Source organism: Pseudoalteromonas ardens (genome assembly GCF_030125445.1).
In the GTDB taxonomy this organism is placed as follows: domain Bacteria; phylum Pseudomonadota; class Gammaproteobacteria; order Enterobacterales; family Alteromonadaceae; genus Pseudoalteromonas; species Pseudoalteromonas ardens.
Genome location: NZ_JASJUV010000001.1, coordinates 986,627 through 999,900 on the forward strand (window position 1 = coordinate 986,627; position 13,274 = coordinate 999,900).

Annotated in this window: 7 protein-coding genes; 3 read left to right on the forward strand and 4 right to left on the reverse strand. The window is 47.0% G+C overall.

The window, feature by feature from the left end; translation table 11 throughout:
- Positions 1–2: 2 nt before the first annotated feature.
- Positions 3–3,314, reverse strand: a complete 3,312-nt coding sequence (locus tag QNM19_RS03655) for a M4 family metallopeptidase (RefSeq protein ID WP_284026340.1) — start codon at positions 3,312–3,314, stop codon at positions 3–5.
- A 465-nt stretch (positions 3,315–3,779) separates the two neighbouring features.
- On the reverse strand, positions 3,780–4,403 hold the full coding sequence (locus tag QNM19_RS03660) for an arylesterase (RefSeq protein ID WP_049863509.1): 624 nt from the start codon (positions 4,401–4,403) through the stop codon (positions 3,780–3,782).
- Here QNM19_RS03660 and QNM19_RS03665 point away from each other — a divergent pair.
- Together QNM19_RS03665 and QNM19_RS03670 are read left to right on the forward strand one after the other, a co-directional pair.
- Positions 4,402–5,121: an ABC transporter ATP-binding protein gene (locus QNM19_RS03665; RefSeq protein WP_049863508.1), complete on the forward strand. Its 720-nt coding sequence runs from the start codon at positions 4,402–4,404 to the stop codon at positions 5,119–5,121. The genes QNM19_RS03660 and QNM19_RS03665 overlap by 2 nt on opposite strands.
- Entirely contained in the window at positions 5,111–7,612 is a 2,502-nt protein-coding gene (locus QNM19_RS03670) for an ABC transporter permease (protein ID WP_049863507.1), read from the forward strand. Before QNM19_RS03665 ends, QNM19_RS03670 begins: the two co-directional genes overlap by 11 nt.
- A 142-nt stretch (positions 7,613–7,754) precedes the next feature.
- Here QNM19_RS03670 and QNM19_RS03675 read toward each other — a convergent pair whose 3' ends face one another.
- Positions 7,755–8,543 carry a penicillin-binding transpeptidase domain-containing protein gene (locus QNM19_RS03675; RefSeq protein ID WP_049863506.1) on the reverse strand — a complete coding sequence of 263 codons (789 nt, stop codon included), beginning with the start codon at positions 8,541–8,543 and terminating at the stop codon, positions 7,755–7,757.
- A gap of 75 nt (positions 8,544–8,618) precedes the next feature.
- Positions 8,619–9,485: an AraC family transcriptional regulator gene (locus QNM19_RS03680; RefSeq protein ID WP_284026341.1), complete on the reverse strand. Its 867-nt coding sequence runs from the start codon at positions 9,483–9,485 to the stop codon at positions 8,619–8,621.
- Positions 9,486–9,864: 379 nt separating this feature from the next.
- On the opposite strand from QNM19_RS03680, the gene QNM19_RS03685 reads away from it, so the two are divergent.
- Entirely contained in the window at positions 9,865–12,837 is a 2,973-nt protein-coding gene (locus QNM19_RS03685) for a TonB-dependent receptor (RefSeq protein ID WP_284026342.1), read from the forward strand.
- Positions 12,838–13,274: the final 437 nt, after the last annotated feature.

The window sequence follows — 13,274 nt, forward strand, 5'->3', positions numbered from 1 at the left end:
AATTACCATCTAGTAATTTTGAATTGAATGTCTTCAACTTCTCCGTAAGTGAAGGATTTACAAGCATCCTGCTTTAGTGGGTTTTGAGGGTTTTCCTCAAATTTGGCTCTTAAGGTGAACAGTTTGTCTCTGCTCACCCAGGGGAGGCGTATGATTTTGCTTGACGTGACACGGCAATACTCAATTCCGTCTGTGCGGGAATGACAATCTGTGGTGTAGTAGTCATAGCTGTAATCATTGCTACCATTGTGACCTTCGTCTTTACTGAATGTGTCATCATGGTTTTTATCCAGCCAGACTGTGAAACGCGCGCCAATTTGATTGTTACCATACAGATTATTTATGGTGGACCGTGGCAGGAAGTTGGTCGAGCCAACCACGGTCAGGTATGAATTATCGCTGCGCGAGAAGTCGTTCACAGTAGTAAAGTTATACCCTGACGCATTGTACCCGGCTACTTCAGGCACCTCATGCAATACAGTTGAGTAATAATTGAAAGTCAGCTTGTCGATGTACAAAACGCCTGCATTGCTTGGGTCGGTAATGCCTGTACTGCAGCTTGAAACCGGCTGTAATATCAAAACCTGGCTGCTGGTATCACTGTCACTGCCATCCTGATAACGGGTGGTCAGCGATACATTGAACGTCCCGCCATTCTCAGGAAATTGAACTACTGGGTTTTCGTCACTACTGGTTTGATTATCAAACCCAAACTGCCAGCTGTAACCCGGCTGTTTAGTCTGATTGGCTGTACTGTTATTGATGAATTTAACTTTGTTCCCTTCCAGGATTTGATAGCTAAAATCAGCAATGATCGGCAGGTTCGGAGAGTCTACATCAATCATAACGTCAATGACCTGGCCTGCATCTACCACGCCGCAACTGTGAATATAAGAGTATTTATCATCTGAGATAGCGATACGCATCAAACCTATTCCCGGCGGGATGGCATTGCTTAGTTCAAAAGCGGCGCTATTGCTTGAGATGGTGGCATTGCCAATTAGTTTCTCGGTATAGGAGAATTCTCCGTCTTTATCCGAATCAAACAGTACCGTGAGCTTCTTACCGCTAAGATCTTTGTCGAAAATAAGGCCGTAACTGCGTTGTCGGGCAAGCGGAATTCTATTTCCAACCTCTGATAAATATTCTCCGGTGATGTTATTGATGCCATATGTGGCAATATTTAGACTATTGGTATGCACCTGAGGAGAATTCAGATATGGCGGGCAGTTTACGTCAGCAGCACGGCTAAAGAAGTGGCGATAAGCTGTGCTGGTATTGTTATCACTGAACTGAACTTCTACAGAGGCACGTGCCAGAATATCGAGCGGCAACGTGTGTGTTTGCTGTAAAAAAGGATAGATAGGCTGATTATCACTCTTACGCCAGGTACTGCCAGTACCATCGCCCCAATCGGCATGGATTTGTTCTATGTTATCAATCGCCAGGTGGCTGATATCATAGCTTAATTCGTTATAACTAAAACGGACGTTGGCGTTTAGCGTCGACAAGTTGTTGTCTGCTACAATGCCGACGCCTAACAAAACATCCGTAATATCGGCTTTACGCTGGTCTGCATTTTTACCTGCGATATCGATGAAGGGTGTCTGTGCAGCCAGACAGTAGCCGTATTCATCCATACTCATATTAGGAAACATACAGCCTGCTGTATTTGCGCGCAAAAACACTTTGAAGGCATCCTGAATCGACCAATGCTTAGTTTTTACCAGCTCGTAAAAGGCTTTGCGTAGCACACCACCATTGGCATGCTCTGTTTTGCCCGTCGAGAAATCAGCGACATGATCGATACTGGTTCCGTCCCAGGAGGGTAATTCATAGAAGCGGACGCCCTGATCGGCATAGATGGCATCCCAGCCAAACCACCATTTACGGTTTTGGCCGTACTGGCCTGCCTGCTCAGTAAATTGTTTGGTGAAGTATTCTGACTGACTGTAAGCGCCATCGGCCTGACTCTGAAAGTAGTCCATAACAGCGATAGTCACTAAATCAGAGAAGCCTTCGTTAATGGCACCATCTATGCCTTCAGCACCTATGCCTGAGTTCCAGCTGGTGATGGCGTGGCCAATCTCGTGTGCAGCAATACTTAGCGTGGCTTGTGAATAGAAATAGTAGCCATCACCGGAACCATAGTTGACAAACTCGCCGTCCCAGAACGCTTTATTGGTACCAAATATGGTATTGCTGTGTACTTTTTGTTTAAGTGGCTTGATGCAATAGCCATTGCTTGAGCAGTCTGAGGACTGGTTTGGGTATAAGTCCGCAAATTGATTGTGAAAGTACTGCATCACAACACCCGCATTGAAATGCGCTTCGCTGGCATGGCTGTAGGTGAACCAAGTATCAAAGTTGCTGGTTACCTTAGTGACATCAAAGTCCTCGTTGTTTGCTCCGCAGGAGTATGACACCGGGTTCGTATCTGAGCTTCTGGCATCAAAAGTGCTCAGGTAGGGGTTTTCGAGCGTACATGAATCCAACTCTTTTTTGACGACTAAGGGATATCCGCCAAATTGGGCAAAAATGGCATTGGGATTGGTGTCAGTAAATAGCAGGCGTTGTCCGACAGGTGTGAATTCGTCGTACTGATACGCCGTACAGGCTGCCATGCTGTCTGGCTGCGGGGAATAACAGATCGCGCCTAGTTTATCATTACCGCCTATCCCACCTCCGGGTACATAGCTATTATCCAGTACAGCGTTTGCCGAAACGGTCTCTTTTGAATAGAAGGACGCACTAGAACGATGACGGATCACGGTGCCTTGTGCGCTGTCGACAACGAGCTGCTCCTGAATTCCTTTACGGTTGACCTCGATAACTGTCACGTTAAGTAACTTTCCGTTTACAACTAAATACGCAGAGTTTGACTCATTAATTTTCGAGTGATCGTCCTGATAATGATTTGCAACGCTTGCTGCGAGGTCTGGCTGATGACCTGTGGCATGCTCAGCGACTTTAACCTCACCACTAAGTAGCTTGCCCATGCTCTGAATAACATTGCCGTGGGTATCTCGCGCGATAACCAGCTGACTATCAAGTACAGGTTTGCCCTGATAGTAAGCCCGATAGTGCTCGTACTTTGGCTGCGTACCCGCGACTTTTTCTAGCCGATAGGTCAATGCAGTAGTTACACGCTGAGCCTTAGTTGTCAGAGAGGTGTGTTCTGGTTGAGCCGCTGTTGGTAACTGTGACCAAAGGTGCTGCTGATTTAGTAGCGCTTGAGACTCGATAGAAGCTGCGGCTTGTGTACTAAACAAGGTAACAACTCCGGCGCCAAGCACTGCGCAAAGGCGTGTCATAAATAATCCTTTTTTGTTGCATTATTGGTGTTTAATAGAGTTAAAGCTCTTAACTGTTCATTCAGTATACAAATTAAAATAATTGTTGCAAATGTTTATTTATTGTTTCTTTTTGCGGGTTTCTTGGTCTGTTATGGTGTGTTTCTATGTACTAGGTACAAACTTTTGTATGACTTTGTTTTTGTTGTTCTTTGCAAGCAATGGCAGGAGACAAAAGTTGTTTGTTGTGTTTTAAGGTACGGTGTAAAAGAGGATGGATTATTTAGTTCGCGGTCTTCAAAAGCATCATGTTTGCAAGCGGTTTTAGCTTAGTGGAGAGTATATCAACGATCCCAATACGAGCGTGTTGGCCTGCCTTTGGCAATAAAAAGCGTTTGAATGTTGCAGGAATACTCGCCTGATCAGTGTCACTGTATGTCAGGCGAGCAAGTTGAGTTGGTTAAAGGAAAAGGCGCGTCCTGTGTATTATTTTTGCAACCACAGTGCAATGCGTTCGTACATAAAATCCCGGATAATTGGCTGAGCTTCAGCATTGGGGTGTAAGTTATCGTTTTGCATCAGGCTGCGATCTGCTGCGATGGGTAACATGAAGTACTCCATCAGATAGGCGCCAGTTTGTTCGGTCACCAATGGGTAACTGTCGGCAAACAGGGTACTGTAGCGTTTGCCATAGTTTGGTGGAATGTGGATTTGCATTAAAGCGACTTTGGCGCCACTTGCCTGGCTTTTTTCTACCAGCTCGCGTAAATGTTTGCGGATCAGTTTAGGCGGAAATCCTCGCAATCCATCATTGGCGCCTAGCTCGATAAGCACGTGGCTCGGTTGGTAGCTCTCTAGTTGCTTGTCGATCGTGAGCAGCGCATTATCCGTAGTCTGGCCCGAGACGCTGGTATTCACCAGAGTGATCGCTTTTTGCTCTGCCTCGTATTTATTTTGTAACAAATTAACCCAGGACGGTGCTTGTTTGAGACCATAACCGGCGCTTAAGCTATCACCTATGATCATAATTTTGGTATCGTTGGCGTTCGCTTTTAAGATGAAAAGTGTGCCGAAGATCAATACCACCAGTTGTAGGAAAAATCGCATCATGTCAGTGCTTTCTCAGTTAAATATTATTCAGGTTAAGGAGTTGGGTAAAACCGTCAGTACCTTTGAAGGTGACCTCACTATCCTTAGCGATATCAATTTTTCTGTCAAGTCAGGTGAATCAGTTGCAGTGGTTGGCACTTCTGGCTCGGGCAAGTCAACGTTACTCAGCTTACTGGCGGGACTCGACATTGCCAGCAAGGGAGAGGTTTATCTCGATGGTGAGGCGCTACATCGCCTTGATGAAGAGCAGCGCGCAAGACTCAGGGCTGAGAAAGTCGGCTTTGTGTTTCAGTCATTTATGTTGGTTCAGAGTTTGACAGCACTGGAAAACGTGATGTTACCAGCCGAGCTTGCGGGTGAAAAAAATGCCCGAGAGCAGGCACAAGCCCTGTTGGAAAAAGTAGGGTTGTCGCATCGGGTTGGTCATTATCCTTCTCAGCTGTCTGGCGGTGAGCAGCAGCGAGTTGCTATAGCGCGTGCATTTATCGGTACGCCAAAAATTCTGTTTGCTGACGAGCCTTCCGCAAACCTGGACTCTAAAAACGGTCATTTAATCGAAAGCCTGCTGTTTGATTTAAATAAACAACACGGCACAACCCTTATTTTGGTCACACATGACGAAGACCTGGCTAAGCAGTGTGATCGCATTATCCATATCGAGGGCGGTCAGCTGGCAAAGATCCGAGATGGAGAAGGAGTGGCAGTACATGTGGGCTAGATTGGCGCTGAGATTATTTTTCCGGGAGTTGCGTCGAGGTGAGCTAACCATCATTTTCGCTGCCATTGCATTGGCGGTGTTGACGGTCTTTAGCTTAAGCTCAGTGACTGAGCGTATCCGACTTAACATTGAACAAAAGTCGGCCGACTTTATTGCGGCCGACCGTCGTCTGTCCAGTAACTATGAACTGGACGAAAGTTACCTCAAGGTAGCGCAGGATTTCGGTCTGCAAACGGCACAAAACATTTATTTTGACTCCATGCTCTTTGTGGGAGACGAGTTGGTGCTGGGGTCGATTAAAGCGGTGAGCGATAACCACCCTCTGCGTGGCAAAATCACCCTCAGAGACGCATTGGATGCAGAGCGATACGACATTGCTGCGGCACCAGGTAAGGGGGAAGCCTGGTTGAGTGAAGGGCTGTTTCATACCCTTGGACTCAAAGTGGGTGACAAAGTCGAAATTGGTGCGGGTATGTTTACCGTGACTAAGGTTTTGGTACAGGAGCCCGACGCAGCATTTTTCTCACTGGCAGGTAACAAGCGTGTGTTACTGAATATTGCCGATATCCCGACTACACAAGCGGTTCAGGCAGGCAGCGATGTGTTTTATCGATTGCTGTTTGCGGGCGATGAGCAGCTACTCAAAGATTATTATGTTTGGTTAAAGCCTCAGCTCAGAGAAAACCAGAGCTGGCAAGGGATCAAAGACCGGCAGTCACCATTGGGTGAGAATCTTGAGCGCTCCGAGCGGTTTTTACTGTTGGCTGGCCTATTCGGCATTATGCTCGCAGCGGTGGCGATGGCGGTGTCTGCAAAACGTTATTGTGAGCGTCAGTATGACCCAGTTGCCATGATGAAAACCTTGGGTGGTAGTCGCGGGACAATCAAGCGTATCTTTCTGATGCACCTGTCGCTCGTAACCGTTAGCTCTCTGGCGATTGGTCTGGCAATTGGTTATGGTTTACAGGAAGTGGCGGTTGACTACCTGACCAGTTTTGTTGCCAATGAACTACCTCTCGCCGGGCCCAGACCCTGGCTGTTGTCTATTGCCATTGGTGTGGTGTGCGCGCTGATGTTTTCTCTTAAACCGTTGTTGGATTTGTTTGATATTCCTCCACTGCGTGTGCTCAGAAGAAGTCTGGGCGATAAGCTGGCGGTCAGCCGGGTGCATATGGCGCTTTCGGTGGGTACCATCTTCATGTTGATGTGGCTGTTCAGCGGGGACATTAAAACCACACTGTTATTGTTTGCAGGTACTGCGACTCTGATGGGCGTGCTGTTTGGCTTGTCCCGACTGTTCTTTAGTGCGGGTCGTAAATTAGGGCTGAGCCCGGGCAACAGTTGGTCTCTGGCGATTGCAACATTACAAAAACGCGCCAATGCAAACGCCATTCAGCTGATCAGTTTTGCACTGGCCATCAAGTTAATGTTGTTCTTGTTTGTGCTCAAAAATGACATGATCTCTGACTGGCAAATGCAGGTACCAGAAGATGCACCCAACGCCTTTTTAATTAACATTGGAGAGCGTGACGTTGCTCAGTTTAAGACCTTCTTTGCTGAGCAAAATATTCATCATGAGGCATTTTACCCGGTTTTCCGGGGCCGCGTTAATGCCTTAAACGGCGAAGCATTTGCCCGTCGGGTATCTAAGCAGGAAGGTGAGGAGCAACAAGAAGATGCCCGTAATGGTGTTGGCCGTGAGCTGAACCTGACCTGGAGCGATACTTTACCGGATGGCAACGAAATTCTGGAAGGGCAGTGGTTTGAGCAAACAGATGAATTGCAGGTTTCTGTGTTTGAAGGCACAGCGGAGCGGGTTGGTATTGAGCTTGGAGACACGCTGACATTCTTGGTCAATACGCAGATCTTTGAAGCCAAAGTAACCAGCATTCGCAGTGTTGACTGGGGAACACTTAAGCCTAATTTTGTGATGATTTTTAACTCTGCCATGGCCGAGCGTCTGCCGGTGACTTATTTTACGGCGGCCAAGTTGGAGGATAACCATGTTCGCCCGATTAGCCGGCTGTTACTGCAGTATCCGACTGTGAGCATGATAGACATCAAGAACAATATCGTACAGGTACAATCTATGATTGCTCAGGTGTCCCTGGCAATTGGTTTTGTGCTATCTATTGTGTTGATAAGCGGTGCCCTGGTCTTGATATCTCAGGTACAAGCCAGTCTGGCTGAGCGAATGCAGGAAGTGGTGATTTTACGCACACTCGGTGCCAGGGGTAAGTTGATTAAACTGGCTACCCTGTATGAGTTCTTGTTGTTGGGCGCGCTGGCAGGTTTCGTTGCTGCGCTGGTCAGTGATATCACCCTGTTTATTATCCAGCAGCAATTGTTTGGTGTGGATGGCAGGCTGCACCCGTACGTGTGGATACTGGGGCCAGTATCAGGCGCTACGTTTGTGGCTTTAATCGGCTATTTTATGGTGGCACATACTATGCGTCAAAATACTCAGGGGTTATTGCGAAAGGTCGCCTGATGGTGATTCTCTGAGTGGTGGCGGCTTGTGTTGTAACTAATACAAGCCGCTTTTGTTCCCTACCATTGTGTATACAAAACAACCCATTACCGGGTAAACCTGCCGCACCATAAAGTTAGGAACTTAGTTGTTCTGATTGAAGTTATAAAACGCCCATCTGGTTCAGCGTGGCTTTGGCGATTTCGACACGGGTGGACACGACTTCTTTAAAGTTCTTGGCATCCATATTAAAAGCAAAGTAGTGACGTCCTTGGCTGTTCTCTACAATGCCAACATACCAGCCTATGTACTTACCTTTGGCGACCGGTCCGGTTCCCGTTTTTGCATAAAGCTTGGTTTTGGCAGTTTCTTCCTGTAAGAAAATTGTATCAAACGCCTGAAAGGTCGAGGGCTTAAGCTTTAAAGCTTGGGTCTGTAGTCGACGTAGAAATGTGACCTGCTCAACAGCACTGATTTTAATGCTGCTGTTGAGCCAGAACTTATCATGAGGTCCGCTGATATCACGGTTGCCATAGTTAAAGTCATCCAGGTACTTTTGCATCACAGGCTTGCTCAGCAAGTTGGTCCAGGTCTGATATAAAGGCAGTGCTGAATACCTGAATGCGTCTTGTGGGGTGATTGACTCTTTGCGCCAGGCGTCAAACCACCATTTTTTAACCGGATAGGTATCTAAATCTATCTGGTAACCCTGTCCGGGTTTGATGGTTTGCGTATCTAGTAGGATCAGTGTATTCGGCACTTTATAAGTAGAGAAGGGAGAATACGCTTGCTGCGCGCGCGATTGGTTTATAAATTGCCATTGTTGCGTGCGCTCGCTATATACTGCCATGGTACACGCCTGTCCATTTTGACAGGCAGGCAAGGTCGCGGGGGTTGAAAGCACACTGGCCGCAAGCAGCGGTGTGAGGGTAAGTGAAGTCAGTAGCGGCATGGGTTCATCCTTAGTTATTATAGTTAGACCGCGCCTATCATATAAGCGAATCCTTACCTTAGCCTGAACCGTTCATTATATCAGCGCTTTTTGCTGTACCCGGGCACGAAACTGGCTGGGTGTACATTGCTTGATTGCAAGAAAGCGGCGGTTAAAGTTTGATAAATTATTAAAGCCGCACTGGTCGCTTATTACAGTGATTGGGGCTTTGGTTTTGAGTAGCAGCTTACAAGCTTTGGCGATCCTCAGCTGATTAATAAACTCAGTCACCGTACACTCTGTGCGCTTTTTAAAGAAGCGGTGGAAATGATTGGTACTCATGTGGGCCTGTCTGGCCAGCAGCTCTGCACTCAAAGATTCAGTGTAATTGTCGTAGATATAATTTATCACATGATCAAACTTATCCTTGGCAGGATCCAGCTGTTTGGCAAAACTAAACTCCATGGTCGACAGCGTTTGATAGGGGCTGTTTGCCATCAGGTTGAGCAGCTGAAAGAGTAAGATATAGCGCTCTATTGGTGACGCATTTTGCATTTTATTGAAGAGTTTTTCGCTTTTTTTAGCTGTTTTCTTATTAAAGCTTAGCCCGCATTTGGCATGATCTAATAGAGTATGCAATCCCTGTAACTCAGTGTTTTGCTGCATTTGCTGTTGTAGCCAGGGGGCTGGGATCTGTGCTACATGAACTATGTGCTGACTGCCATCTGTATTGTCTCGAGATTGCCAGGTATGGGGCAGTTCAGGCCCCATCAGTACCAGGTCGTAGTCGTCGTATGGCGTGATATGGTCACCAATGTGACACATGCCCTGGCTATTCAGGGTCAGGCAAATTTCATATTCAGGGTGGTAATGCCAGTTAAAAGGAATTTCGTCCAGCTGATAGAGGCAATAGCGCCATGAACAATTGTGAGACGGAATGACTTTTTCACACATAGCTTTCATTATATTGCTCCTTTACGTTAGTCAGCTGTGGGCTTATAGCGCACGTTTTTTGCGCTAAAAGTTTGTCGATTCTGCTATCTTCGCGCCCTGCGCTCTGAAAGGTGATGCATTTCACTGCTCTTACAATACTATCCTATTCAATATGCACAAAAAGGTACAAACTATTAACATGAGTTAAAAGAAAGCATGCATAATGTCGAGACATGGCTGGTCATTAAGTACTGCGTTTTAAAATGACAGCGCTGTTATCTGATAGATTTGTACCGATATGAGTTTGAAAATGCAAACTTATAAGTTACAGGCCTGTTCAAATAAGGAAAGTGCCTGATGATTATTTCACCAGGCGTACATCTTGATAATACAGAATAAGAGGAAGAAGATGAAACACAGCAATGCAGCATTCAGATTGTCTCGCATTTCATTTGCGGTCACTGCCGCAGTGATTTCAAGCACCGCCTTTGTTGCACCGGTTCAGGCCGAGCAAGAAGAGTCAGTGGAAGTTATTGAAGTTCGAGGGATCAGAGCTTCGACTGAAAAAAGCCTTAACACCAAGCGTTTTGCGGATGGTGTTGTTGACTCTATCACTGCAGAAGACATAGGTAAGCTGCCGGACGTGACAATCGCGGATTCACTCCAACGTGTACCAGGTATCCAGATCCGCCGAAGTGCCGGTGAAGGCTCAACGATTAACGTACGGGGTATGCCACAGGTCACTACCTTACTTAATGGTGAGCAGTTCCTCAGTGCTGGTTCACTGACCACAGTACAACCCGATTTTACCGATATTCCTTCGAGTCTGGTTGGTGCTATGGATGTGATGAAATCGCCAACTGCTGATACCTTAGCGGGTGGTATCTCTGGTACTGTCGATCTGAAAACGCGTAAGCCATTTGATTTAGAAGAAGGCTTCAGCGGTGCAGCACTGATAGAAGCATCACGTGGCTCTTATTCAAAAGAAACCGACCCTAAAGCCATGATTGCAGCAGGCTATAACGCCGAGCGCTTCGCGGTACTTGCGACACTGACCAGAGATGAAGTGAATCTGGCAAACTATCGCTTTGGTTCGACTAACCATGGCTGGGGCTATGCACCTCAAGAAGCGGGTGGTTGCTGGTATTGTCCTGATGGAGATATCAATGGCGATGGTGATACTGATGATGCAGAATTCACTTACGTCAGCTACGGTATGGTTAACCGCTTTACTGAGCGTGAGCGTACAGGTGGTAGCCTGAGTTTCCAGGCGCAGCTTAATGACAATTTTGAGCTGAGCGCAGATGTTTTCTATACCAAAATGGATGATGCAGATCGCCAGCGCGGCCTGATGGCGGACAATGCCTGGGGCGGTCACTGGGATTGGCAGGAGCAGCATGATGCGATGGATCGGGGTAAAACGACTGGTGGATACAACCTGTATACTGCACAGGATATTACGCTGCACGCGCCACGTGTTGTTGCGCATTCTGAAAGTCATACCAATGAGCGTGAATCAACCAACTATAACTTTGAACTGACCTACAAAGGCGATGGTAATTTCTCAGGTAAGATGCGCCTGATCACGGCTGATGCGGAGCGTATGCACACGGAAAACGTTGCTCAAGGGTACATGACCAGTGGTTTGGCACACAACCTGCGTCGTAACGAAGGCAATGGTCCGATTGCAGTAAACCCAAATGGTTATGGACCTGGCACTGTGCCGGTGAGATTGAACTATCAGGGTGATCACCCGGTATTGTTGCCGCCCAGTGAGATGCAAGGTGAAGTGTTTGGTTCCAATATGAACCGTTACTCAGTGGTATCAACGTACTCTGAAAATAACTTTAACGAAGAGGCAAGCCTGGACATTTTACGTCTTGATGGTGAATACCTGTTCGAAGATATGGGATCACTGACCAAAATGAGCTTTGGTGCTCGTTTAGGTAACCGTGACGTATCTCGTGAGCAATATGTATTGCTGGCGCCATTCAGCAACCCGGTTGGTGAAGGCAGTGTTGATGTAATGTGGAAAGACCAAGGTCTGGCAGCCTTTGATACGGACGGCAGCGGCGGTGTACCGAGTGCGTCTGACGGTGACCTGACAATGGGTTACGACACGCCATATACCTTCGATAAATTACCAGCGGCATGGATCCAGCAGGTATCTGATTTTGGTCCGGTTAATGGTGGCAGCTATTTCTTCATCGACCCGCGTCAGCTTGACGACCCATTTGCATTCCAGAATCAACTTTATCCGGGTAACAAAAAAGGCGGCGTACCAGGCAGCACCTATGAGGTTGAAGAAGAAACTCAAACACTTTACTGGCGCGCTGATTTCTCAAGCGATCTGTACACCGCGAATCTGGGCTTCCAGTACATTAAAACGGATCTCGACATCCTGCAAAACGTGATTGGCGATTCTATTTGTGTGAACTGTCCGGGCTCTGTGGCAGCCGATGCGGGTGATATTAACACCAGTAAATCATTCAGTGACTTCCTGCCTTCATTGAACCTGGCGGTGAACCTGAGCGACGACCTGATCTTCCGCTCTGCCTGGGGTAAAACAATGACGCGTCTGGACCTTGGCGCAATTGCGGGTGGTTTGCAGGTAAGCCGTTCACGTGCCGGTGATGACCTGGCAGCGCGTGAGGGGATTTCTCCTGACTTGTTGATTGCAACCAATGCAACTATGCAGGGTAACCCGGAACTGGAGCCATGGCGTGCCACAAACACGGATTTGGCGTTGGAATGGTATTTCTCACCAAGCGCGTTGGTCAGCGTAGGTGTGTTCAATATCCAGCTTAAATCTTTCATTGAAACCAGTACCTGGACAATGCCACTGGCTGATGCAGATGGTGTTGTACGTCGTGAAGTCAGCGTAACCGGTCAAGTCAATGGCCAGGGTGGTACAATGAATGGTGCCGAGTTTACCTATCAGCAAGCATTCGACTTCCTGCCGGGCTTCTGGAGCGGATTTGGTGCGGCATTTAACTACACCTATTCAGACAGTGAAAGTGGTCGCGTTGACTTCTATGGTGACGCATTACCGCTGGAAGATAACTCTAAAGAATCGTCTAACGCGGTACTTTGGTATGAAAAAGACGGTTTCCAGTTCCGTTTAGCGGCCAACCATCGTTCCAAGCGTCTGGCGCAGGTCACGACGACAGGTGGTATGGGTGATACGGCTATCTGGACTGAGCCAACAACCTATATAGATATCTCGGCCAGTTATGATGTGACAGACTATATGACGGTGTATATGTCTGGCAGTAACCTGACTGAGGAATACGAATCTAACTACGCACAATGGAAAGACAATCGTATTTCACAAAACGTTTATGAGCGTCGTCTGACACTGGGTGTTCGCGGTCGCTGGTAATTCTCCCTCGGGCCTGAGTAGGTTGTTCAGGCCTTTTCTTTTTGTTCTGGCATGAGATAAACGCGCAGCGCTGGATATATATGAGTGATCCAGTATTCGTGATTTTTTCTCATGCTACTTTGCTATCTTATCTGAATACTTTCCGTATGCCTGCGTGCATAAATGCACTTGCTGTGACTTAGGCGGAATTTACCCGCAAAAACCCGGATAAATGATGCATTTCCCTCATTTCAATTAGTGTGTTGCATAGAATTTATTAACTTTTTCATATCGTAAGTTGAATAATATTTTAGTCTTGCCTGTCAATGTGCCGAGTAAACATAGAGTACCCAATTGGACGGCTAAGCTTATTGATAGATATCCAGTTTTTATGCCCCTGGCCGACTATACAGAGCACGAGAAAAGTATTAGCAATTGTTTGAAATGTGCCGCTACAG